Source organism: Pantoea sp. AS142, from assembly GCF_037152305.1.
Taxonomy (GTDB): domain Bacteria; phylum Pseudomonadota; class Gammaproteobacteria; order Enterobacterales; family Enterobacteriaceae; genus Pantoea.
Genome location: NZ_JBBCMO010000006.1, coordinates 149776 through 173264, shown reverse-complemented (window position 1 = coordinate 173264; position 23489 = coordinate 149776). Strand labels below are relative to the sequence as shown.

Here is a 23489-nt window from a genome sequence, read left to right as displayed (position 1 = left end):
GTTGTGAGTAAATTTGATGATTATCCTCTGAGCCCTGTGCCTGCAAATAAAAGGCTTTCACTGCTGAGCGTCGCTATTGTGCATATGGGCATGTTGACTGCACTGGATCAGTTTATGCTTGGCGCGGTTCTGGGCAACAGTATGACGCCCGGCGAGGCATTTACCGCGATCACGCTGGCCAGTCTGCTATTTGGCGTGTTGACCTTCGCACTCGGCTATGCGGGAATGCGCGAGGGACTGCCGGGCAGTCTGCTGGCTCGCTGGTGTGGTTTTGGTCGCCACGGCTCAGTGTTCATTGGTCTGCTGGTCGCAGTCAGCCTGCTGGGCTGGTTCGGCATTCAGAATGCCGTTTTCGCCCGTTCGCTGAGCTATGCCCTGAACGGCAAACTCAACTTTGCAGCGTCGGCAGCGCTTTCAGGAACTGTTCTGACGTTACTGGTTACCTTTGGCTTTAAGGCTCTGCGCTTTACTGCGCGCATTGCAGTTCCGCTGTTCATCATGCTGGTCGGCTGGATTTTCTGGCACGCGTTCCACGGTCAGTCTGGCCAGAGCACACCGCCGGTTATCGCGAGCGAAACCATTACCGTGAGCGCCGCCATTACCATGGTGATTGGCGGTGCAATCCTGGCCAGTCTGATGACTCCCGACCTGACGCGTTTCTCACGTAGCGGTAAAGATGTCTTCGCCATTACGCTGCTGACCATTCTGGCGGGAGAATATGGGATTAATGGCCTGGCGATTCTAATCGCCAGAGAACTGCAGACCTCAGACATCATCACGATTATTACGCAAACCACCAGCTCCCTGGGATTGCTGGTTGTGGTCTTTTCTACCCTGCGCATTAACGACCTGAATCTCTACTCGTCAACGCTGGGCATCGCCAACGCGATTGAAGGCGTAACTGGCTATAAGCCGCGTTATCCTGTGATTACGCTGCTGCTCGGCCTGCTCGGCACACTCTGTTCAATTCTTGGGATTCTTGATCGTTTTGTCGATTTTCTGGAACTCCTGGGAGTCATCTTTCCGCCAGTACTGGGCGTAATGATCATTGACTACTATGTACTGAAAACTGACCGCCAGACGCTGGCGCTGAGCCGCAATAGCAATGCCTTACCGGCAAACTCGCAGCTCATCGGCTGGCCCGCACTGATTGCCAGCATCGCGGGCGGTGCCACCGGTCTGCTGATTGAGCGCGGTGTACCGGTGCTCAATTCAATTCTCGTAGCGTGCGTGGTTTATCTGTTGATCGCACCACTCCTGAAACGCACATCAGCCGCACAGGAAAAAGTAGTTACTGAATAACGCAAAACGCGCCGGCTGGCCGGCGCGTTTGCTTGCTGACCCCTCTCTCTGTCAGTAACTCAGCCGCCCCTGTTTTACCAGCCATTCGCGCGCCATAAATAACGCACTGACATTACGTGCCTCGCGAAAATCGGGCTCTTCAAGCAGCGACAGCATATCGCTCAGCGGCCAGCGGTGAACAATCAGCGGCTCTGGCTCATCGCCTTCCAGCTTGTCGGCGTAAAGACCTTCCGCCACCACGATGTTCATTTTGCTGGAAAAGTAGGAGGGTGCCATGGTGAGCCTGCCCAGCGTTGTCAGCTGTTCGGCACCAAAACCGACCTCTTCTTTTAGTTCGCGAACAGCCGCTTCATTCACAGTTTCACCTGAATCAATCAGCCCTTTCGGGAAACCAAGTTCGTAGGTTTCCAGTCCGACAGCATATTCCTGAATCAGGATTAGGTGGTCATCAATAATCGGCACAATCATCACCGCTTCGCGTTCTGAGGGCTTCATCCGCTCATAAACGCGACGCGCACCATTGCTGAAAGCCAGATCGACTGATTCAATGGTGAATAATCGTGAACGCGCCACGGCGGTGATATTGAGGATGTCAGGTTTTTTTGGAATTTTCATATCAGCCTCAAATTATTCTGCGCCGGCTATCAGTAGCGAATTAGCATACCTAACCACAGGCAATTGTGCGACAGTCAGACTGTGACGTTATCGTTGCATAGATTACAGCGATTGAATAACAGCCTTTGGTTATCAGTTAAGACTAAATTTGCATTAGTCAATATGCTGCGATAAGTTTCAGATAATACCGATATTTAATCCAGTCTGAGCCGGTTACCATTCGGGCAAGGCAGGGTTTAAAAAATGCTAATCAGATATACGCTGGCACTATCTCATCGGGTGTCTGACTCCTCAGGGTTATATAATCTTCCGGAATGTCTCTTTTATAGTGAGCATAACCGGGAGCGTCAGTTTAAAAGTGAAGGCAGCATTTTGGCTGAATTGAGCAGAGCATGAGCACAATCTTTATGATCCTGGCCATAGTGCTGGCCTGTTCAATCCTGGCAGGCATTGGGTTCTGGTACGCTATGCGGCATCGGCCGCCGTTGGCGAAACCTCTGCCATTTATCAGTCCGCCCTGCCGTAAACTCTCGGCTCAGGAGCGTGAGGCGGTTGATAAGTATGTCGCCGCACTGGAGAAGCAGCCCCGAACCACGGTCACTACCGATAAGCGCAGCGCGTCTGAACGTCTGACGCTGACGGCGCAGAGCAACAATGTCTATCCGGTGACCCGCGCGATTACCCGCTACGGCCTCTCAACGGACGATCCCCATAAATGGCGCTACTACCTTGATGAAGTTGAAGTTCATCTGCCGCCACTATGGGAGCAGTACATCACCGACGAAAACTACGTTGAGTTAATCCGCACCCAATCTATTCCGCTGGTGATCTCGTTGAATGGCCACTCGCTGGTGGATTACGCCGTGGATCAGCAATCACTGCCAACGCTGATGCGTCCGGTGTCGACCAACGCCTCGATCCGAAAAGCGGAAAAGGAAAACGTCGAACTGCTGCAGGTGCGCAAAGAGACAGCGGAAGAGTATCGCCTGTCGCGGCCAGACGGCACGCGTGAAGCGGTGATGATCTCCCTTGCCTTCTTACTGTTCTTCTTCAGCCTCTTTGTGCCCGCCACTCTGATGATCTGGCTGGTGCTGACGGGTGCATTAATGATTGCCGCCAGCCTGTGGCTGCTCTGTCGCATTCCCGGTGAGCGCGGCCTGCGTGACATACACTGTCTGCGCGGCGCGCCAAAGCGCTGGGGACTGTTCAGTGAATCGAACCAGGAGCAGAGCAACATCACGCTGGGAATTATTGACCTCGCCTATCCCCCGCACTGGCAGCCTTATGTGGCACATGATCTCGGCCAGGTGACCGATGTGGAGATCTACCTCAACCGTCAGGTAGTACGTCAGGGTCGCTTTTTGTCGCTGCAGGATGAAGTCAAAAACTTTCCTATTCAGCGCTGGCGGAAGAACGTGGTGTTGGCCTGTGGCTCGCTAATGGTGCTGACCATGCTGGTCACCTGGATCCCGCTCGGCATGCCCATCAAGCTCAGTCTGGCCTGGGCCAGGGGCACCGACAGCCTGGAGGTCAGCAGCGTCGATAAACTCAGCAGCGTGGCCCTGAACATTGGTGACAATCTCAAGGTAAGCGGTACTGGCATGTGTTCGGTGCCGGACAATTATCAGAGCAACCGGAGCTACGCTTATATGCCGTTCGACTGCTCGGCGGTTTACTGGAATAACGCAACGCCGTTGCCGCAGCCACAATCGGACATCATTGATAAAGCCGCTGCCCTGCTGGATACCACCACAAAGCAGCTGCATCCTGAGACCAATACCGATCCCAAACTGAATCCGCAGCTGGCGTCCGCGATTCAGAAGTCCGGGATGATCCTGCTGGATGACTTCTCCGACCTGGTGATGAAAACCCAGGATCTCTGTAATCAGCCACAGGATTGTATGCGCCTGAAAAATGCGCTGGTAAACCTGGGCAATGCCAAAGACTGGGAAGCGCTGATGCGCCGGGCAGATTCCGGCCAGCTAAACGGCATGAACGTGCTGCTGCGGCCGGTCAGTGCGGAAGCACTGGAAAACCTGGTGAATACGGCTACCTCTACCTTCTTTTTCCGCGAAACCCGTCGGGCGGCAGAAAATCTCAATAGCCCACCGCCAGGGGGGTTCCTGATCGTCAGCGACGAGGGTCGCCAGCTGGTGAATCAGCCACAGCCTACCGTGTCGCTGTTTGATCTCGATCCGCCATCACAGTGGCGCGAGTTGCAGCGTATCTCTGCCCTGCTGCTGCACACGCCCTTCAGCGCCAGCGGAATCATCACCAGCATTTCAACGGATGCCAACGGCACGCGGCACATCGCACTGCACAATGAACCGGATGCCATGGCGCAGTGGCGCTATCTCGGCACCGTACTGCTGCTGCTGGTGCTGCTGACCTGTGGTGTGATCAATGGACTACTGGCGTTACGCCGTGTGCACCGTAATCGTCAGCGCATGGCCGATATCCAGCAATACTACGACAAGTGTTTCAATCACAACCTCGGCACTTTGCAGAGCGTGCGCCCGATATTCTGAGCCCTGCCCTTCTGTGCTACCCTGTCGCCCGGTTTTTTTACAGGGTGCCCCCCCGCATGCTCAATGGGTCTGAGATTGATACCGTGCTGCTCGACATGGATGGCACGCTGCTGGGTTTGGCATTTGATCGTCACTTCTGGCTGGATCATGTGCCTGAACAACTTAGCCAGCAACGCGGTATCACCCGGACGGAAGCCGATGCGATCATCACGGAAAAGTATCAGGCCGTCGCCCATACGCTAAACTGGTATTGTCTGGATTACTGGGCAGAGGCGCTGGCGCTGGACATCCGTGCCATGAGCTGGGCGATGCGCAGCCAGGTCGCGCTGCGACGAGAGGATACACTGTCTTTTTGGCAGGCTCTGCGCCGCGCGGGCAAGTCCACCATCCTGCTGACCAACGCGCACCCTTACAATCTTGACGTCAAACTGGCGCAGACAGGTTTTGCGCCACACCTTGATTTATTACTTTCCACCCATACTTTTGGGTATCCGAAAGAAGACCAACGTTTATGGCAGGCGGTACAACAGCACACCGGCTTTTCTGTGTAGCGCACGCTGTTTATCGACGATAACGACGTGATTCTGGATGCTGCGACGTTATGGGGTATTGGCGAGTGCTTAGGCGTACGGAACCCCGCTTCGGGTCGTCCTGAGCAAATTTTTCAGCGTCATCGCGCCACCAGCGATTACCGGACGCTGATCTCAGTCAGGAGCAGCAATGAAAGAGAAAAGCAGCGAAGAAGTCCGCCTCGACAAATGGCTGTGGGCCGCGCGCTTTTACAAAACCCGCGCGATTGCGCGGGAGATGATTGAAGGCGGCAAAGTGCATTACAACGGCCAGCGCAGCAAACCCGGCAAGCTGGTGGAGCTGAATGCGGAGCTGACCCTGCGTCAGGGCAACGATGAGCGCACCGTGGTCGTAGCGGACATCAGCGCTCAGCGCCGTCCCGCCAGCGAGGCCCAGCAGCTCTATCGCGAAACCGATGCCAGCATTGAAAAACGCGAAAAAATGGCGCAGGCGCGCAAAATGAATGCGCTGACTATGCCCCATCCCGATCGGCGACCTGACAAGAAAGAGCGTCGCGATTTGATGAAGTTTAAATTATCGGGTGATGAATAATGCCGTCTTAGCTGACGCGCCATCGCTCCGTTCCAGTGAGAGAAAAAAATATGTCAGTCCAGGATCAACTGCATCGTTATCTGTTTGAAAATGCCGCCGTGCGCGGTGAGCTGGTGAACGTCTCTGACACCTGGCGTGAAACCGTGAAAAACCATGACTATCCGGCACCGGTTAAAACGCTGCTGGGTGAGATGCTGGTCGCCACCAGCCTGCTGACCGCCACACTGAAGTTTGATGGCGAAATCACCGTACAGCTGCAGGGTGACGGTCCGCTATCGCTGGCGGTGATCAACGGTAACAACAACCAGGAGTTGCGCGGTGTGGCACGTATCAAAGGCGACATCCCGGACGACAGCACCCTGAAAAGCATGGTGGGAAATGGCTATCTGGTGATCACCATTTCCCCTGAAAAGGGTGAACGTTATCAGGGTGTGGTCGGGCTGGAAGGTGAAACGCTGGCGGAGTGCCTGGAAGATTACTTCATGCGCTCAGAGCAACTGCCAACGCGGCTGTTTATTCGCACCAGCGACAAAGGCGCCGCCGGTATTCTGCTGCAGGTGCTGCCCGCGCAGGATACGGAGCAAGAGGTCTTCGACCATCTGGCAACATTGACCGAAACCATCAAAACTGAAGAGCTGATCGATCTGCCTGCGAATGAAGCGCTGTGGCGTCTTTATCATCAGGAAGAGGTCACCCTTTACGATCCGCAGCCGGTGATCTACAAATGCACCTGCTCACGTGAACGCTGTGGCGAAGTACTGACCACGCTGCCGCAGGAAGAGGTGGATGAGATCATCGCGGAAGATGGCAAAATCGACATGCACTGCGACTACTGCGGTTCAAACTATGTGTTTGACGCCGTAGACATTGCCGGTATCCGCAGCCACTCTCTTGTAAATAACGACCGACTGCACTGATTTATCGGGCGGCTTCTGCCGCCCCTTCCCCATATCTCCTGCCTATCCCCATAATTTTTCAGACAAATTATCTTTTTTTACTTTCATAACATCTTTTAAACGTTCGAAACATAGCCTTAACGCGCCCTGAGTCGCATTTTTAGATCACTGCCCTTTTTCCCTTAACGCAGAAGAGTAAACTGCGCGCGATCGTGCAAACGCCTGGAAGCCAGAGGCAGATGCCCTGAACAGCCCGGTGATCTTTGCAGGCTGTCGTGACGAAGCGCAGTAGACGTTCAGTCATTCGCTGCACCCGATTCAACAGCAGGTGGCACGATCCCAACCTATCTCTGCTTTGCAGAACAGACACCGATTTAAGGAGCAGTAAAATGCGCGTTAACGGCCTGACCTCGCAAGACCTTGCCGCTTTGGGCATCGTGGATACCACGGAAGTGGTTTACAACCCTGATTACGACACGCTTTTTCAGGAAGAGATGCGCCCGGACCTCGAAGGTTTTGCTCGTGGCACCCTGACGCAGAGCGGCGCGATTGCAGTAGACACCGGGATTTTCACCGGGCGATCGCCAAAGGATAAGTACATTGTGCGTGACGACACCACGCGCGATACCCTGTGGTGGAACGACCAGGGCACCGGCAAAAACGACAATCAGCCCCTGTCGCAGGAGACCTGGAGCGCACTGAAAAGCTGCGTTACCCGCCAGCTTTCAGGTAAGCGTCTGTTTGTGGTGGATGCCTTCTGTGGTGCCAATGCCGATTCACGTCTGAGCGTACGTTTCGTCACCGAAGTGGCCTGGCAGGCACACTTCGTTAAGAACATGTTCATCCAGCCCACCGACGCTGAGCTGGCCGAATTCACGCCCGATTTTGTGGTGATGAACGGGGCCAAATGCACCAATCCTGACTGGCAGACGCAGGGTTTGCACTCAGAAAACTTTGTCGCCTTCAATCTCACGGAACGCATGCAGTTGATTGGCGGAACCTGGTACGGCGGCGAGATGAAGAAAGGTCTGTTCGCCATCATGAACTACCTGCTGCCGCTGAAAGGTATTGCCTCGATGCACTGTTCAGCTAACGTTGGTAAAGCGGGGGATGTGGCGGTCTTCTTTGGTCTCTCTGGCACCGGTAAAACTACGCTCTCCACCGATCCTGACCGCCAACTGATCGGCGATGATGAGCACGGCTGGGACGATGATGGCGTGTTTAACTTTGAGGGCGGCTGCTACGCCAAAACCATCAACCTTTCTGAGCAGGCTGAACCGGAGATCTACCGCGCCATTCGCCGCAATGCGCTGCTGGAAAATGTGGTGGTGCGCAAAGATGGCAGCGTCGATTATGCCGACGGCAGCAAAACGGAAAATACTCGCGTCTCCTATCCAATCAATCACATCGACAATATTGTGCAGCCGGTCTCAAAAGCGGGCCACGCGAAGAAAGTGATTTTCCTGACCGCCGATGCGTTTGGCGTGCTGCCCCCGGTTTCACGTCTGACGCCGGAGCAGACGCAGTATCATTTCCTGTCAGGCTTCACCGCCAAACTGGCCGGCACCGAGCGTGGCGTGACAGCACCGACCCCGACCTTCTCCGCCTGTTTTGGCGCGGCATTCCTGACGCTGCATCCGACGCAGTACGCTGAAGTGCTGGTGAAGCGGATGGAGGCGTCCGGTGCGCAGGCTTATCTGGTGAATACCGGCTGGAACGGCAGCGGCAAACGCATCTCACTGAAGAATACCCGCGCCATTATCAATGCAATCCTGGCGGGTGAGCTGGATGACGCACCGACAGAAACGCTGCCAATCTTTAATCTGCAGATGCCGGTTGCGCTGGGCGAGCTGGACAGTGACACGCTCGATCCGCGTCGTAGCTGGGAAAGTGAAGAGAAGTGGACCGCTGCCGCCGAAGGTCTGGCACAGCGCTTTATTGATAACTTCGACAAGTATACAGATAACGCCGCAGGTGCTGCGCTGGTGAAAGCCGGTCCGCAACGCTAAAAGAACCGGCGCGGCAGGGATACTGCCGCGCCGCGTTTATCAGTTTGAGATGCTGTTGCTGCCATTGTTGTGGCTCAGCGCCATCGTTTCCACTAACGGCAACCAGGCACGAATACGCAAGCCTCCGCGTTCGCTCTCGCCAATCTCCAGCGAGCCCTGATGGGCATCGATAATCCGCTGTACAATCGCCAGGCCGAGACCGGTTCCGCTGGTGCTGCGGGCGCTGTCGCCCCGCACAAACGGCTGGAACAGATGCGCCAGCTGATCCGGCTTGATGCCAGGTCCATCATCTTCCACCTGGAACCAGGCGCGATGCAGTTCCCGTCCGCTGCTGACTTTGATCCAGCCATTGCCGTAGCGTGCGGCGTTGACCACCAGGTTAGCCAGCGCGCGCTTAATCGACAGCGGGTTGATATCCAGCATTAACTCTTCCGGCATCACCGCATTTTCGATTTCACGCTCGTAGCCACTTTCCGCCGCCACCACTTCACCCAGCACGCTGTTCAGGTCGGCGCGCTCGGTCTGCATCTCCTGACCGGTGCGCAGGTAGTCGATAAACTGTTCGATGATGGCGTTGCACTCTTCGATATCTTTGTTAATCGATTCGGCCAGATAGCCATCCTGCTCGCTCATCATCTCGGTGGCGAGACGAATGCGGGTCAGCGGCGTACGTAAATCATGGCTGACGCCCGCCATTAACAGCGTGCGGTCATCTGCCAGCTGCTTCACACCGGCCGCCATCTGGTTAAAGGCGCGGGTTACCGATCGCACTTCTGACGCGCCATATTCGCGCAGCGGCGGCGGGATAATCCCGCGCCCGACCTGCAGGGCAGCGTGCTCCAGATCCACCAGTGGCCGGTTCTGGATGCGGATAAACAGCCAGGCACCGCCAATCGCCAGCAACATAATCGCCAGGGTGTAGCGGAACAGCGGCGAGAAGTCGCCCTGATGAATCTCAGTCAGCGGCACCCGCACCCAGATATCGGGCGACAGCCAGGTTTTCAGCCAGACCACTGGCGAGTTTTTGTTAACCTCAACCCGCACATCGGTCGGACCGCCAAGCTGCTGCCCCATCTGCTCACTCAGGAATTCATAATGCTGCGCCCAGCGCAATCCGCTCTCCTCTGCTGCTGCATTGGTGTAGAGCGAGATCCCCAGTTCGCGGTAGATTTCCCGGCGAAACGCTGGTGGCACTTCCAGCTGCGTGCCATCTTCCAGTTGCAACCGGTCGGTCATCAGCATACGGACTTCGTACGCGAGCACCTTATTGAACTGTTGCAGACTGGGAAGAATGGCGAAGTTCAGCACCACCAGATAGGTCGTTACCAGGCTGACAAACAGCAGGGTAACGATCAGCAGCAGGGTGCGGGCAAACGAACTACGTGGCGAGAAGCGCAGTCGCTTCATGCTTTACTGCCGTCCGGCACAAAGACGTAGCCCAGACCCCAGACGGTCTGGATATAACGCGGATGCGCAGGATCCTCTTCCACCATGCGACGCAGGCGGGAGATCTGGACGTCAATCGAACGTTCCATGGCACTGTATTCACGGCCACGCGCCAGGTTCATCAGCTTGTCGCGTGACAGCGGCTCACGAGGGTGGCTGACCAGCGCTTTCAGCACCGCAAACTCACCGCTGGTCAGCGGCATCGGCTCATCTTCGCGGAACATCTCGCGGGTGCCGAGATTAAGTTTGAATTTACCGAAAGCAATAATCGCCTCTTCCTGCGACGGCGCACCTGGCAATTCATTGGCCTGACGACGCAGCACTGCGCGAATACGCGCCAGCAGCTCACGCGGGTTAAACGGTTTGGGAATATAGTCGTCAGCGCCGATCTCCAGCCCCACGATACGATCCACCTCTTCACCCTTGGCGGTTACCATAATAATCGGCATCGGGTTGCTCTGACTGCGCAGACGACGGCAGATAGAGAGACCATCTTCGCCTGGCAACATCAGGTCGAGCACCATCAGATGAAAGGATTCGCGGGTTAACAGACGATCCATCTGCTCGGCATTAGCGACACTGCGTACCTGAAAGCCCTGCTCGGTGAGATAGCGTTCAAGCAATGCGCGCAGACGCATATCATCATCAACGACCAGAATTTTGTAGTTCTCTTGCATTTTCAACTCCCAAAGGCGCTATTGCCTGAGCCAGCATTGTTAAAAAAAGTTGCCTTATAGTGACAGTCATTATTGGTTTATATTCTAGCCAAAATTGTTACAAAGCATATTAAACAGGAGCTTATATTTGATTTAAGGCGATTTCGAGCCCGTTTTAACACGTTTACCCTCGCCCGGCCCCTGATACGGCAAATCTGAAAAAACGGCCGTGTTTCTCTGTATCACTGGCGTCAGAAGCGAGCCAGTTTTTAATCAATCAATCAATTCAGTGAGTTAGCAGATAATTTGACTTAATGAGCAGCCATCATTGTAGATAAGCTCCAGATAATCTACCTCAACAGCAACCAGGCAGCATAATATTCCAGCAAACCCGCCTAACGCCTCACGCTTCTCTCGGATTAGTTTCAGCGGTGCCATCCGCAAGGCCAGTTTAAATTAAAGCCCTTTAAATCAATCAGTAAAGCCAACTTTTCGCCTTCTCCGTTTTCAACCAGACTGCTCAGGCAACATTCGATGTCTCAACGGGGAAAACACAATGAAAAAAACAATTTTACTGCTGAGCGCGCTGGCATTCAGCAGCGTTAGCCCAGGTTATGCTGCAACAGCCACCGGTGAAGCCGCCGGCGCAGCAGCAACAACAACAGCACAAGGTAACTCTAACGCCATCGGTGTGGGTGCAGTCGCCGCCCTGCTGGGCGTAGCACTGGCCACCATGGGCGGCGGCGGCGGTGACGGTCACAGCACCGGCACCTCGACCACCACGGCGACCCAAACCGGAAAATAAGTACCGTACCTTTTGACCGGCTTCAGATTACTGGCTTCAGTTTGGTATTCAGCACTAACCCTTTCGCCGCCGGGGAAGTCAATGTGGGTTTTTAACCTTTAAAAACCCTTTCCCCGACTCTTTTTTACCGCGCCCTCTTTGTCTTACACTGTCGCTCTTTGTATCTCTGGCCGGTATAGCATGAAAACCCGACTTATTACCCGCGAAGGCTTTGATAAGCTGAAAGCGGAACTCGACTATCTGTGGCGTGAAGAGCGACCGGAAGTGACAAAGAAAGTCACCTGGGCTGCCAGCCTTGGCGATCGCAGTGAAAACGCCGATTATCAGTACAACAAAAAACGGCTGCGTGAAATAGACCGCCGCGTTCGCTATCTCACCAAAAGTCTTGAACAGCTGCGTATCGTTGACTATTCACCTCAGCAGGATGGCAAAGTCTTCTTTGGTGCCTGGGTGGAAATTGAAAACCATGAGGGCGACCTCAAACGCTTCCGCATTGTGGGCTACGATGAGATTTTTGGCCGCAAAGATTACATCTCCATCGACTCGCCCATGGCGCGGGCGCTGCTGAAAAAAGAGGTCGGCGATGCCACCACCGTCGAGACGCCAGCGGGCCCGGCGCTGTGGTATGTGAACGCGATTGACTACTCGCAATAACGATTCAGATTATCGCTGAAAGCCACCCACTTCTCTGGCAATTTTAGCCATCAATCCGTATAACTGTCGGCTATTTCACAACCCGGAAAGCAAGACAGTCCTGATGATGAAAGTTCTGAGCCAGATAATTGCCAGTGAGCTCCAGGCACGTGCAGAGCAAGTTGACGCCGCCATTCGCCTGTTGGATGAAGGGAATACCGTGCCGTTTATCGCGCGCTATCGTAAAGAGGTGACTGGCGGGCTGGATGATACCCAACTGCGCCAGCTGGAAACCCGTCTCAGCTATCTGCGTGAACTTGAAGAGCGACGCCAGTCGATTCTGAAGTCAATTGACGAGCAAGGAAAACTCACTGACGACCTCGCCCGCGCCATCAACACCACCCTCAGCAAAACCGAGCTTGAAGACCTCTACCTGCCCTACAAACAGAAACGCCGCACGCGTGGACAGATCGCTATCGAGGCGGGTCTGGAACCGCTGGCAGACACGCTCTGGCAGGCGCCATCTCACATCCCTGAGCAGCTTGCTGAGCAGTATGTCGATGCCGACAAAGGCGTCGCCGATGTCCGTGCCGCGCTGGATGGTGCCCGCTACATTCTGATGGAGCGTTTCGCTGAAGATGCCGCGCTGCTGGCGAAAGTGCGTCACTACCTTTGGAAAAATGCCCATCTGGTGTCACGCGTGGTGGAAGGCAAAGAGGAAGCGGGCGCCAAATTCCGCGACTACTTTGATCACCATGAAGCGCTGAGCGGCGTGCCGTCGCACCGTGCGCTGGCGATGCTGCGTGGCCGCAACGAAGGCGTACTGCAACTGTCGCTGAATGCCGATCCACAGTTTGATGAGGCACCGCGTGAAAGCCACGGCGAAACGCTGATTGCTGAGCACCTGAACCTGCGCCTGAATAGCGCACCGGCTGATAGCTGGCGTAAAGCGGTGGTGAGCTGGACGTGGCGCATCAAAGTGATGCTGCATCTGGAAACTGAGCTGATGGGCACGGTACGCGAACGCGCAGAAGATGAAGCGATCAACGTTTTTGCCCGCAACCTGCACGATTTGCTGATGGCGGCCCCCGCTGGGATGCGCGCCACCATGGGGCTGGACCCGGGCCTGCGTACCGGCGTTAAAGTCGCGGTGGTCGATGCCACCGGCAAAGTCGTGGCGACCGATACCGTTTATCCGCACACCGGCCAGACCGCCAAAGCCGCTGCCGCCGTTGCCGCGCTCTGCATTAAGCATCAGGTAGAGCTGGTGGCGATTGGCAACGGCACCGCTTCCCGTGAAACCGAGCGCTTCTTCCTGGATCTGCAGCAGCAGTTCCCGCAGGTCACGGCGCAGAAAGTGATTGTCAGTGAAGCCGGCGCATCGGTCTACTCGGCCTCTGAGCTGGCGGCACTGGAGTTCCCGGATCTCGATGTTTCGCTGCGCGGCGCGGTGTCGATTGCCCGCCGTCTGCAGGATCCCCTGGCTGAGCTGGTAAAAATCGACCCGAAATCGATCGGTGTGGGTCAGTATCAGCATGACGTCAGCCAGAGCCAGCTGGCGAAGAAACTCGACGCCGTGGTGGAAGATTGCGTTAACGCCGTTGGCGTTGACCTCAACACCGCCTCGGTGCCGCTGCTGACCCGCGTCGCGGGCCTGACTCGCATGATGGCGCAGAACATTGTCGGCTGGCGTGATGAGAATGGTCGCTTCCAGAACCGCCAGCAGTTGCTGAAAGTAAGCCGTCTTGGGCCAAAAGCCTTTGAGCAGTGTGCGGGCTTCCTGCGCATCAACCACGGTGATAACCCGCTGGATGCCTCGACCGTCCACCCGGAAGCTTACCCGGTGGTGGAGCGCATTCTGGCCGCCACCGAGCAGGCACTGAGTGACCTGATGGGCAACGCGGGCAGCCTGCGTAATCTCAGCGCCCGCGATTTCATTGATGAACGTTTTGGTCTGCCGACCGTCACCGACATTATCAAAGAGCTGGAGAAACCGGGCCGCGATCCGCGTCCTGAGTTTAAAACCGCGCAGTTCGCTGAAGGCGTTGAGACACTGAACGATCTGACGCCGGGCATGATCCTCGAAGGTGCCGTCACTAACGTGACTAACTTCGGTGCGTTCGTGGATATCGGCGTGCATCAGGATGGCCTGGTGCATATCTCGTCGCTCTCTGACCGCTTTGTGGAAGACCCGCATCAGGTGGTGAAAGCGGGTGATATCGTCAAGGTGAAAGTGATGGAAGTCGATCTCCAGCGCAAACGTATTGCCCTGACCATGCGTCTTGATGAGCAGCCAGGCGAAGGCAATGCACGGGGTGGCGCGAAAAACGCCGCCCCGCGCGAAGAGAAACGTCAGACCGCCGCGAAAGGTCGTCCGCGTCCGGTCAGCGCGTCAGCGGGTAACAGTGCGATGGGTGATGCACTGGCCGCGGCTTTCGGAAAAAAACGCTAAGCTTTTCAGGGGGCCACCGTCTGGCCCCCTCTTCACACCCTTTTCGCCGGTTGAAAATCCCCGCCATAACGCTACGCTAAAAAGACGCCTGTCATAAAAACAACACCTGCTGTGGCACCCAATTCACGATGGAAACGATCACCGTTCTGATTGATAAGATTTATGCTGGCACATTTCCGGAGGCGACCTTTGCGCGCCTGCTGGCTGACATCGCCACAGCCCGCGAGGCCGTTAAACTGCCGCGCAAGGCACACTGGGATGAGCAGGATGTGGTGCTGATCACTTATGCCGATCAGTTTCGTGAAGCTGATACCCCCACGCTCAGCACCTTTTCCCGGTTCTATCAGCAGCACCTGCAATCCACGTTTCCGCTGGTTCACCTGCTGCCCTTTTTTCCCTGGTCCTCCGACGACGGCTTTTCGGTGATTGATTACCATCAGGTCAATCCGCTTTACGGCGACTGGCAGGATATTGCGCGACTGCATCAGGAAACCCGGCTGATGTTCGACTTCGTCTGCAACCATATGTCGGCACACAGCGCCTGGTTCGGCCACTTCCTGGCGCAGGATCCCGGCTGGGACAATTTCTTTATCAGCGTGCCACCCGCCATCGATCTCAGCGCCGTGACGCGTCCGCGCACCTCGCCGCTGCTGACGCCGTTTAAGATGGCGGATGGCGAGACTCGCTTTATCTGGACCACCTTCAGCGCCGACCAGATCGACCTCAACTTTGCCAATCCTGAGGTGTTGCTGCGCATGGTCAACGTGCTGCTCGACTACCTGATACGCGGTGCCGACTACGTACGTCTTGATGCAGTCGGCTATATGTGGAAAACGCCTGGAACGCGCTGTATTCATCTGGAAAAAACCCACCAGTTGGTGAAGCTGTTTCGCGCGATTGCCGACCAGGTCGCGCCAGGTACGGTAATTATCACCGAAACCAACGTGCCGCATCAGGACAACATTAGCTATCTGGGCAACGGGCACGATGAGGCGCAGATGGTCTATCAGTTTTCGCTGCCGCCACTGGTGCTGCATGCGATTCACACCGGCTCGGCGCGCGCACTGCGGCAGTGGGCCAGCTCGCTGGATCTCAGCAGCAACGACACTACTTTTTTCAACTTCCTGGCGTCACACGATGGCATCGGGCTGAATCCGGCACGCGGTATTTTGTCTGAAGTGGAGATTGTAGCGCTGGTGCGTGATCTCGCGCTGGAAGGCGCGCTGGTCTCCTATAAAAACAACCCTGACGGCACCACCAGCCCCTATGAAATCAACGTCACCTGGCTGGATGCGTTAAACCGCGAGACCGACGACGACGCCACCCGGCTGAAACGCTTTTTACTGGCCCATGCGATTCTACTGGTTTTTCCTGGTGTGCCTGCCATCTATATCCAGAGCATTCTGGGCGGTCGTAACCATTATGATGGCGTGCGTGCCGCCGGACACAACCGGGCGATTAACCGTCAGAAGTATGATTTACAGCAGATTGAGGCGGCGCTGGCGGGCGGTGACTGGCTGCGCCAGCAGATTTATACCCGACTCGGCCAGCTGATTCAGCTACGTCGTCGTCAGCCTGCGCTTCATCCCGATAATCTCATGACGATCTATGACAGTGAAAACGCCGTACTGATGCTCAGCCGCCATCAGCCGGAAAACGGCGACGGGCTGCTGTGCGTGTTTAATCTCAGTGGGCGATCAGTGGAGACGCAGCTGCCCGTGGCGCATACGCTGCAGGATGTGGTGAGCGGAGAGAACGTTGATGGCACCCAGCCGGTTAAGCTGGATGCCTGGCAGTTCATGTGGCTACGTTAATTACTTGTAGACTTCAGCCGTGGCGCTGAATTTACCGTGTTCGCGACCGGCGATCACAAGATAGTATTTGCCGCCTTTTTCGTCAGCGAGCTTCGACAGCACTTTTTTAGCATCCATTGGCGAGGTGGTTTCCGCCGTGGTGTTAACGGTGCCAATCTTCTGCAGGTTCATTGTCTTAACTTCTTCTTTCGTGACTTCTTTTGCTGCCATCGCAGAAAATGAAATCGCGCCCATCATCATTGAAGCCACAACCCATTTAAAAACCTTCATTATGTTTACCCTCATTCATGATCCATTGTGAGATGTAAGCAGCCGCTAAACGCGTAAGGCAGTATGGAACGGCATAGTCATTTCCGTGACTAATCACATAAAATTGTAGCGGCCTTGCTCACAGAGAGAAGTATTGCTGCTACCAGAGATTTTGCCAATACAAAGCATCATTATCCCGGCAACGCACTGATAAAACTAACAATATGCTGACAAAAATCATCAGAATGGGAAATAAAAGGTGCATGTGCTGCTTTTTCGATAACCACCGAGGGCGACCCTGGTAACATTTCGTCTATCTCCGTGGCAATCCGGCGCGGCACCAGCCCATCTAATGCTCCGTAGAGGCGCAGAAACGGCAGCCTGATTTGCGGTAACGCATCGCGTAGATCGACCTGACGCAGAATCTCCAGCCCGCCATCCAGTACCACCACCTCCGGCATCGGTTGTGACAGCACCACCTCTTTCAACTGCCGCGCATCGGCACGCGCCGTTTCGGTGCCCAGCGTTTGCAGCGCCAGAAAGCGCTCCACCGTGCGCTGAAAATCGGTGCTGAGCATCTGCTGAAAATTCTGCAGCGTTTCCGGTTTAATGCCGGGCCAGCTATCCGAGGCGGTGAAACAGGGTGACGACGCGACGGTGATCAGTGCAGCCAGCTTTTCTGGCGCACTCAGTGCCAGCTGCGTCGCCACCAGACCGCCCAGCGACCAGCCCACTACAATAGCCTGCGGTGGCAGCAAAGGCCGTACCTGCTCAGCCATCTGCTCTAGCGTCAGTGCGCCGAAATCTCCGCTGCGTCCGTAGCCAGGCAGATCGACCAGATGCAGGCGATAGTGCGCGCCAAGTCGCGGAATGATGCTTTGCCAGACTTCGGCATTCAGTCCCCATCCATGCAGCAGCACAAGATCGCGTTTTCCTTCTCCGCAGGTATGCCAGTAGAGCGACGTCATCAGTTATTATCCCGAAAATGATAAGGAGGTCGCTATGCTAGCAATGCCCGCCCTGTGTTGGCTATGCCGGATGCCGTTGCGAATAGCCCGGCACGGCATCTGCAGCTTATGCCTGCGCGGATTACCGCCGTTGCCGCTGCTCTGTCCGCGCTGCGGATTACCGGCAGGCTCAGTTAAGGTCGCCTGTGGCCGCTGCCAGCTTAAACCGCCCGCCTGGCAGGCGCTGGTCTGCGTCAATGACTATTGTCCGCCGTTCAGTCAGTGGGTTAATCAGCTTAAGTTTTCTCATATAACCGCACTCAGGGTGATGCTGGCGCGGCTGCTTTTGCTAAGCTGGCTGAATGTTTACCGACGCGGCAGTGTGCCGCGGCCCGATCTGTTGCTGCCGGTTCCGCTGCATCGGCGGCGACGCTGGCAGCGTGGCTTCAATCAGACGGTGTTGTTAGCCACACCGCTGGCCCACTGGCTGAGATGTGAATGGCGTGAAGGTCTTTCCCGCAAGCGAAGGGGCGCATTACAACATCAACTCAGCGCCCGCCAGCGCCGCACCAACTTACGCGGTGCCTTCCGCCTTGAAATGGCGGTGCAGGACCGCCATATCGCTCTGCTGGATGACGTCATTACGACCGGCAGTACCGTAGATGAAATCAGTCGCCTGTTACTGGCGGAGGGAGCGGCCAGCGTGCAGGTCTGGTGCCTGTGCCGTACCTTGTAGAGCGTCTTTGATGGGCGTATTATAACCAACTAAATTAGTCAACTATTGAGCAATCGACATGATCCGAATTACTGATTCTGCCCAGGAACATTTTTCTAAACTGCTATCCAAACAAGAAGATGGCACCCAGATTCGCGTATTCGTGATTAACCCGGGTACGCCAACAGCTGAATGTGGCGTCTCTTATTGTCCGCCCGATGCTGTTGAAGCCACCGACACTGAACTGAAGTTTGAAAAGCTCTCTGCCTACATTGATGAGCTGAGCAAACCGTATCTGGAAGATGCTGAAATTGACTTCGTTACCGACAATCTCGGTTCGCAGCTCACGCTGAAAGCGCCGAATGCAAAAATGCGTAAAGTCTCTGATGATGCACCAATGGTTGAGCGCGTGGAATATCTGCTGCAGGCGCAGATCAATCCACAACTGGCTGGCCATGGCGGTCGCGTTTCACTGATGGAGATCACCGATGAGGGTTACGCCATCCTGCAATTTGGTGGCGGCTGTAACGGCTGTTCGATGATCGACGTGACCCTGAAAGATGGCATCGAGAAAGAGCTGCTGGCCGCCTTCCCGGAACTCAAAGGCGTCCGGGACATTACCGAGCATCAGCGCGGTGAACACTCGTTTTACTGATGATTAAGCGGGGATGACAGACAAACGCTGCCCTCTCCGCTGTGAGATCGAGCCTGCTCAGGGAACACGATCAGAAACGCGGCAGCCCCGCTGCCGCGCTATTCTTACTGCCCTTTTCTTCCTGACTGACGCTGCTGGCTGACCACCTTCAGTAGCGCATTCACTTCCTTGTCCGCAAAAATATCCTCCAGCGTTTTGCTCAGCTTGCGTCGCCAGTTAGGGTACTGATCCACCGTGCCCGGCACGTTGACCGGCGTAGTCATGCCAAGCCAGTCCTCGGGTTGCAAGCCAAGCAGCGCACTGCCTGTATCCGCCAGGAAGCGATGTATCGCCCGGTTCAGCGCAGGCGTCATCGTAAGCTTCTCCGCCTTTTTCTGGCTGCGTATCGGTAATGCATACGCCTGATGTAAAGCATCCAGCAGTGCCTGCTTCTGCGCAGCGCGCTGCTGATGCAACGCTTTCACCGCATCGCCCGGATAAAGCCCAATCTTCTCTCCCAGCTTAAGGTCGCCCTGCTCCCAGAAACCGGTCAGCGTAGGCAGATCATGGGTACTGGCGCTGGCGATCGACTGGCGCGGATAATCCTGAGGCGCACGATAGCGTTCATCTTTCTCCTGCTCAAACCAGAGCACCTTCCATGAAAAGACGCCGCTTTTGCGCAGCAAACTGACTATCTCCTGGGGGACGGTGCCAAGGTCTTCGCCAATCACCATACAGCGTAGCCGGTGGCTCTCCAGCGCCAGGATGCCCAGCAGATCGCTGACCGGATAGGCGACATAGGCCCCTTTATCCGCCGTCTCCCCTGCAGGCACCCACCACAGACGCAGCAGCGACATCACATGGTCAATGCGCAACGCACCGCAGTCGCGCATGTTGGCGCGTAGCATGTCGATAAAGGGCTGATAACCGCGCGCCTGCATCACATGCGGATCCATCGGCGGTAAACCCCAGTTTTGCCCCAGCGGACCAAGACGGTCAGGCGGTGCACCCACCGAAGCCTTCAGACGGTAAAGCTCCGGGTCGTGCCAGGTTTCAGCACTGCCTTCCGCTACGCCCACCGCCAGGTCACGATAGAGACCGACACTCATGCCCAGCGCCTGACTGTGCGTCCAGCAGCCAGAGAACTGCTGCTGCGCCAGCCACTGCAGCCACTGCCAGAAGGCGATCTCCTCTTCATGCTGTTCGCACCACTGCTGCACCTCCGGCAACTGGCTGTTGCGCCACCCCTCCGGCCACGCTGGCCAGCCGCCTTGCTGCGCCTTCTCTGCCCGCCGCTCCAGGTGTATCCCGTCATAGGCGGCCTGATAACGCAGGCTGTCACCGCCTTCACGGACAAAGGCTGCCCAGGATTGATGCTCTTCGCTTTGGCTGTCTCGCGCCTGAAAGTGTGTCCAGCCGTGTCGCAGCGCAGCGAGCTTCAGCGCCATCACAGTCTCGTAGTCGACCCGCTCCGCCTCACGCGCGATGGTCAGCGCCTTTTGGGTTTTAGCGCTTTTCCACCACGTCTGTGCCGCCGCGCTTTGCTGAAAATCGGCTACCTGACTGACGTCGATATAGATGACGTTTAGCCAGCGGCGTGACGACGGGCTGTACGGGCTGGCAAAGTCGGCGCTGGCGGGATAAAGCGCATGCAGCGGATTCAGCCCGACGAAATCGCCACCGCGCTCAGCCAGCTGCACCAGAAGCTGGTCGAGATCGCCGAAGTCGCCGATGCCCCAGTTTTGTTCAGAGCGCACGGTATAAAGCTGCACCAGCGCCCCCCAGCGTTTTTCTCCCGCCTCCAGCGCCGGAGGCTGATAGCAGCGCCGTGGCGCGACAATAATCCGCGTCTGCCAGCTTTTCTTGCCTTTGCTAAGTGTCAGCTGGTGATAGCCCTGAGCCAGGGGACCTGGCAGCGTAAAAGGCTCACCGGCGGTTAACTCACCGCTGAGCTGCCTGCCCTTTTCGGTCTGCAACTGCCAGTGGTAAAGGCCAGTGCCCTGTGGCGTTAGCTGGCGCTTGCCACTGCCGCTGAAGACCATCACCGGCGGCAGAGGCAATTTTTTTGCATCCTGCGGCTCGCCCATCACCGCCAGCAGCGCGCGTTTGGTCTCATCGCTGATCGCCTCTTTCTCGCCATTAACGTTGATGTAATCCAGTGAAATACCTGCGGCACGGGCGGCCTGATCGAGTGAATTTTGTTTCATTGCTGCTCCTTAGCGCGGTGCCTGCCAGATGCGTTGCTGATAGTCGCGAATTGAACGGTCCGAACTGAACATGCCGGTTCGTGCCGTATTGAGAATGGCGGCGCGGGTCCAGCCTTCCGGGTCGCGCCACAGGGCTTCCACCCGTTGCTGCGCCTCGACATAAGCCTGGAAATCGGCCAGCACCAGCCACGGATCGCCATGTTTCGTCAGGCTCTCCAGCATCAGGTCAAACGCGTGTTTATCCCCACCACTGAAGTTGCCCTTCTCCAGCGATTTCAGCAGTTCGTCCAGCGGCTGGTTCTGCTTTCGCACCTTTTTCGGGTTATAGCCTTTCGCCTTGAGCGCTTTGACCTCATCCACGGTGTGACCGAAGATAAAAATATTCTCCTCGCCCACCTGTTCGGCAATCTCGACATTGGCGCCATCCAGCGTGCCAATCGTCAGCGCGCCGTTCAGCGCCAGCTTCATGTTGCCGGTGCCGGAGGCTTCATACCCGGCGGTGGAGATCTGCTCAGAGAGATCGGCCGCCGGGATCATCAGTTCGGCCACGGTGATGCGGTAGTCAGGGATAAACACCACTTTAAGTCGGTCGCCGACGCGTGGATCGTTGTTCACCACCTCCGCCACCTTGTTAATGGCGTAAATGATATTTTTGGCGAGGTAATAGCCCGGCGCGGCTTTGGCCCCGAACAGGAACACCCGTGGCGTAAAGGTGACATCCTCCGGGTTATTACAGAGCTTCTGATAGCAGTAGAGGATATGCAGCAGGCTGAGGTGCTGGCGCTTATATTCATGCAGCCGCTTGATCTGCACATCGAACAGCGCAGTCGGATTCACAATGATGCCGGTGTGCCGGGCGATGTAATCAGTAAGCTGCGCTTTATTCTGCTGTTTAATGCTGCGATAGCGCTGACGAAAAGCCTGATCGTCGGCATACACCTCCAGACCGGTTAATGCCTCAAGATTGTTAACCCACTCGGTTTTCAGCGTCTCATCAATCAGCCCGGCCAGCGCCGGATTGCACTGCTTCAGCCAGCGACGCGGCGTAATGCCGTTGGTGACATTATGAAATTTTTGCGGCCAGAGCTGATGATATTCGGGGAAGAGATCGCTGACCACCAGGCGTGAGTGCAGCGCCGCCACGCCGTTAACCGCGAAACCGCTCACTACGCAGAGATTCGCCATCCGCACCTGACCGTCAGCCACCACCGCCAGCTTGTGCCACATCGCTTTGTCATCCGGCCAGCGCTGCTTTACCTGCTTTTTCAGCCGCTGATTAATCTCTTTAATGATCAGCATATGGCGCGGCAGCAGACTTCGCATCAGCTTCTCATCCCAGCGCTCCAGCGCCTCCGGCATCAGCGTGTGGTTGGTGTAAGCAAACAACCGGCGGGTGATCTGCCACGCCTCCTCCCAGCTCAGCTGATGCTCATCCAGCAGCACCCGCAGCATCTCCGGGATAGCGATGGTGGGATGGGTATCGTTGAGCTGGATCACTTCGACGTCAGGCAGGCTGTGAATGCTTCGCCCGGCCTGATGGTGACGCCGCAGGATATCCGCCACCGCACAGGCGCACTGAAAATATTGCTGCATCAGACGCAGCCGCTTGCCGGCCTGATGGTTGTCATTGGGATAGAGCACTTTGGTTAGTTTTGCCGCCTCAATGCCCGGCTGTTCCGCCTGCAGAAACTTGCCGTCGTTAAACGCCGTAAGATCAAACGGATGCGCACTCACCGCCTGCCACAGGCGTAGCGGCAGCGTCACGCCGTTGCGGTAGCCGGTCACTGGCAAATCCCAGGCTTCGCCGCGCAGCGTAAAATCGGGATGCCAGCGTACACCACCGTTTTCCAGCTTTTCTACCCGGCCGCCCATTGCCACGTCGACATCCAGCGCCGTATTGTGCCGGAACCACGGATAGCGCTCGCGCTGCCAGTCATCAGGCGCTTCACTCTGCTGACCATCATCAAAAGACTGGCGGAACAGCCCGTACTGATAGTTAAGTCCATGGCCGGTCGCGGATTGTCCCACCGTCGCCATCGAATCCATATAGCAGGCGGCCAGTCGTCCCAGCCCGCCATTGCCCAACGCCGGATCGACCTCCTGCTCCAGCAGTTCCGTTAAATCGAGTTGCTGCTCAGCCAGCGCCGCGTTGACTTCGTCATACCAGCCAAGATTCAGCAGATTGTTGCCGGTCAACCGCCCAATCAGGAACTCCATCGACAGGTAATTAACGTGACGCTGCTGCTCAGCCGGGCGCGGTGCCGGTTGCGCGGCCAACAGTTCCGCCAGTGCCGCGCTGACCGCCTGCCATGCCTGGTGCGGGGTCATCTGCTGGGCGGAAAGGAGGCTTAACTGTTGCCACTGGCGGGTAAGTGCGGCATTAAAACGGGCTTTATTGAATTTTTGCTGCGGCATATCACTCCCTTCTGTTATGCAATGAGGTGAAGCAAAAATAGACA

General features: G+C 56.2%; 18 protein-coding genes and 1 pseudogene. 12 read left to right on the top strand and 7 right to left on the bottom strand.

The genetic code is table 11. The features are described from left to right. The first annotated feature begins 3 nt into the window (after positions 1 to 3). On the top strand, positions 4 to 1302 hold the full coding sequence (locus tag WFO64_RS13130) for a cytosine permease (RefSeq protein WP_337012347.1): 1299 nt from the start codon (positions 4 to 6) through the stop codon (positions 1300 to 1302). Between the two features lie 51 nt (positions 1303 to 1353). Here WFO64_RS13130 and nudE read toward each other — a convergent pair whose 3' ends face one another. Beyond that, on the bottom strand, positions 1354 to 1917 hold the full coding sequence (nudE, locus tag WFO64_RS13125) for an ADP compounds hydrolase NudE (protein ID WP_337012345.1): 564 nt from the start codon (positions 1915 to 1917) through the stop codon (positions 1354 to 1356). 392 nt (positions 1918 to 2309) lie between these two features. Between nudE and WFO64_RS13120 the strand changes: the two genes are divergently transcribed. The 5 genes and pseudogenes from WFO64_RS13120 to pckA all read left to right on the top strand — a co-directional run bounded on the left by WFO64_RS13120 (position 2310) and on the right by pckA (position 8472). Beyond that, positions 2310 to 4445 (top strand): intracellular growth attenuator family protein, encoded by a 2136-nt coding sequence (locus WFO64_RS13120; RefSeq protein WP_337012343.1) that lies wholly within the window; start codon positions 2310 to 2312, stop codon positions 4443 to 4445. 56 nt (positions 4446 to 4501) lie between these two features. Then, a pseudogene (gene yrfG, locus WFO64_RS13115) lies at positions 4502 to 5260 on the top strand (GMP/IMP nucleotidase). Then, a complete protein-coding gene (gene hslR / locus WFO64_RS13110; RefSeq protein ID WP_136198467.1) occupies positions 5166 to 5567 on the top strand; it encodes a ribosome-associated heat shock protein Hsp15 in 402 nt (133 codons plus the stop codon). The pseudogene yrfG and the gene hslR overlap by 95 nt, the downstream one beginning before the upstream one ends. Positions 5568 to 5617: 50 nt before the next feature. Further along, entirely contained in the window at positions 5618 to 6484 is an 867-nt protein-coding gene (hslO, locus tag WFO64_RS13105; RefSeq protein WP_337012340.1) for an Hsp33 family molecular chaperone HslO, read from the top strand. A 368-nt stretch (positions 6485 to 6852) separates the two neighbouring features. Continuing rightward, positions 6853 to 8472, top strand: coding sequence for a phosphoenolpyruvate carboxykinase (ATP) (gene pckA / locus WFO64_RS13100; RefSeq protein WP_337012338.1), 1620 nt, complete (start codon positions 6853 to 6855; stop codon positions 8470 to 8472). A 39-nt stretch (positions 8473 to 8511) separates the two neighbouring features. Here the strand turns inward: pckA and envZ are convergent, their stop codons facing one another. Beyond that, complete coding sequence (envZ, locus tag WFO64_RS13095; protein ID WP_013359293.1) at positions 8512 to 9879, bottom strand: two-component system sensor histidine kinase EnvZ; 1368 nt, start codon at positions 9877 to 9879, stop codon at positions 8512 to 8514. Further along, on the bottom strand, positions 9876 to 10595 hold the full coding sequence (ompR, locus tag WFO64_RS13090; protein WP_003853014.1) for an osmolarity response regulator transcription factor OmpR: 720 nt from the start codon (positions 10593 to 10595) through the stop codon (positions 9876 to 9878). The genes envZ and ompR overlap by 4 nt, the downstream gene beginning before the upstream one ends. 535 nt (positions 10596 to 11130) lie before the next feature. Between ompR and yjbE the strand changes: the two genes are divergently transcribed. The 4 genes from yjbE (at position 11131) to WFO64_RS13070 (ending at position 16278) form a co-directional block, all read left to right on the top strand. Further along, entirely contained in the window at positions 11131 to 11379 is a 249-nt protein-coding gene (yjbE, locus tag WFO64_RS13085) for an exopolysaccharide production protein YjbE (protein ID WP_337012335.1), read from the top strand. A gap of 180 nt (positions 11380 to 11559) precedes the next feature. Further along, positions 11560 to 12033 (top strand): transcription elongation factor GreB, encoded by a 474-nt coding sequence (gene greB, locus WFO64_RS13080; protein WP_337012333.1) that lies wholly within the window; start codon positions 11560 to 11562, stop codon positions 12031 to 12033. Positions 12034 to 12136: 103 nt separating this feature from the next. Continuing rightward, positions 12137 to 14464: a Tex family protein gene (locus WFO64_RS13075; RefSeq protein WP_337012331.1), complete on the top strand. Its 2328-nt coding sequence runs from the start codon at positions 12137 to 12139 to the stop codon at positions 14462 to 14464. A 128-nt stretch (positions 14465 to 14592) separates the two neighbouring features. After that, on the top strand, positions 14593 to 16278 hold the full coding sequence (locus tag WFO64_RS13070) for an alpha-amylase family glycosyl hydrolase (protein WP_337012329.1): 1686 nt from the start codon (positions 14593 to 14595) through the stop codon (positions 16276 to 16278). Here the strand turns inward: WFO64_RS13070 and WFO64_RS13065 are convergent, their stop codons facing one another. Continuing rightward, a complete protein-coding gene (locus tag WFO64_RS13065) occupies positions 16279 to 16548 on the bottom strand; it encodes a YdgH/BhsA/McbA-like domain containing protein (RefSeq protein ID WP_003853019.1) in 270 nt (89 codons plus the stop codon). A gap of 170 nt (positions 16549 to 16718) precedes the next feature. Continuing rightward, positions 16719 to 17495 carry a pimeloyl-ACP methyl ester esterase BioH gene (gene bioH, locus WFO64_RS13060; RefSeq protein WP_337012327.1) on the bottom strand — a complete coding sequence of 259 codons (777 nt, stop codon included), beginning with the start codon at positions 17493 to 17495 and terminating at the stop codon, positions 16719 to 16721. Positions 17496 to 17529: 34 nt separating this feature from the next. Between bioH and gntX the strand changes: the two genes are divergently transcribed. Both gntX and nfuA read left to right on the top strand, forming a co-directional pair. Continuing rightward, positions 17530 to 18210: a DNA utilization protein GntX gene (gntX, locus tag WFO64_RS13055; RefSeq protein WP_337012325.1), complete on the top strand. Its 681-nt coding sequence runs from the start codon at positions 17530 to 17532 to the stop codon at positions 18208 to 18210. A gap of 58 nt (positions 18211 to 18268) precedes the next feature. Next, positions 18269 to 18844 (top strand): Fe-S biogenesis protein NfuA, encoded by a 576-nt coding sequence (nfuA, locus tag WFO64_RS13050; RefSeq protein WP_161733698.1) that lies wholly within the window; start codon positions 18269 to 18271, stop codon positions 18842 to 18844. 104 nt (positions 18845 to 18948) lie between these two features. Here the strand turns inward: nfuA and malQ are convergent, their stop codons facing one another. Together malQ and malP are read right to left on the bottom strand one after the other, a co-directional pair. Further along, positions 18949 to 21030 (bottom strand): 4-alpha-glucanotransferase, encoded by a 2082-nt coding sequence (malQ, locus tag WFO64_RS13045; protein ID WP_337012322.1) that lies wholly within the window; start codon positions 21028 to 21030, stop codon positions 18949 to 18951. A 9-nt stretch (positions 21031 to 21039) separates the two neighbouring features. After that, the gene (gene malP / locus WFO64_RS13040; RefSeq protein ID WP_337012320.1) at positions 21040 to 23445 is read right to left on the bottom strand and encodes a maltodextrin phosphorylase; all 2406 of its coding nucleotides are present in this window, start codon (positions 23443 to 23445) and stop codon (positions 21040 to 21042) included. Between the last annotated feature and the right edge of the window lie 44 nt (positions 23446 to 23489).

What these genes read in the sequence shown, in the direction of transcription:
- hslR (WP_136198467.1), top strand. Translation starts at nt 5,166, where the DNA reads ATGAAAGAGAAAAGCAGCGAAGAAGTCCGCCTCGACAAATGGCTGTGG.
- malP (WP_337012320.1), bottom strand. Translation starts at nt 23,445, where the DNA reads ATGCCGCAGCAAAAATTCAATAAAGCCCGTTTTAATGCCGCACTTACC.
- malQ (WP_337012322.1), bottom strand. Translation starts at nt 21,030, where the DNA reads ATGAAACAAAATTCACTCGATCAGGCCGCCCGTGCCGCAGGTATTTCA.
- greB (WP_337012333.1), top strand. Translation starts at nt 11,560, where the DNA reads ATGAAAACCCGACTTATTACCCGCGAAGGCTTTGATAAGCTGAAAGCG.
- bioH (WP_337012327.1), bottom strand. Translation starts at nt 17,495, where the DNA reads ATGACGTCGCTCTACTGGCATACCTGCGGAGAAGGAAAACGCGATCTT.
- WFO64_RS13120 (WP_337012343.1), top strand. Translation starts at nt 2,310, where the DNA reads ATGAGCACAATCTTTATGATCCTGGCCATAGTGCTGGCCTGTTCAATC.
- WFO64_RS13065 (WP_003853019.1), bottom strand. Translation starts at nt 16,548, where the DNA reads ATGAAGGTTTTTAAATGGGTTGTGGCTTCAATGATGATGGGCGCGATT.
- WFO64_RS13075 (WP_337012331.1), top strand. Translation starts at nt 12,137, where the DNA reads ATGATGAAAGTTCTGAGCCAGATAATTGCCAGTGAGCTCCAGGCACGT.
- pckA (WP_337012338.1), top strand. Translation starts at nt 6,853, where the DNA reads ATGCGCGTTAACGGCCTGACCTCGCAAGACCTTGCCGCTTTGGGCATC.
- gntX (WP_337012325.1), top strand. Translation starts at nt 17,530, where the DNA reads ATGCTAGCAATGCCCGCCCTGTGTTGGCTATGCCGGATGCCGTTGCGA.
- WFO64_RS13070 (WP_337012329.1), top strand. Translation starts at nt 14,593, where the DNA reads ATGGAAACGATCACCGTTCTGATTGATAAGATTTATGCTGGCACATTT.
- hslO (WP_337012340.1), top strand. Translation starts at nt 5,618, where the DNA reads ATGTCAGTCCAGGATCAACTGCATCGTTATCTGTTTGAAAATGCCGCC.
- ompR (WP_003853014.1), bottom strand. Translation starts at nt 10,595, where the DNA reads ATGCAAGAGAACTACAAAATTCTGGTCGTTGATGATGATATGCGTCTG.
- envZ (WP_013359293.1), bottom strand. Translation starts at nt 9,879, where the DNA reads ATGAAGCGACTGCGCTTCTCGCCACGTAGTTCGTTTGCCCGCACCCTG.
- yjbE (WP_337012335.1), top strand. Translation starts at nt 11,131, where the DNA reads ATGAAAAAAACAATTTTACTGCTGAGCGCGCTGGCATTCAGCAGCGTT.
- nudE (WP_337012345.1), bottom strand. Translation starts at nt 1,917, where the DNA reads ATGAAAATTCCAAAAAAACCTGACATCCTCAATATCACCGCCGTGGCG.
- nfuA (WP_161733698.1), top strand. Translation starts at nt 18,269, where the DNA reads ATGATCCGAATTACTGATTCTGCCCAGGAACATTTTTCTAAACTGCTA.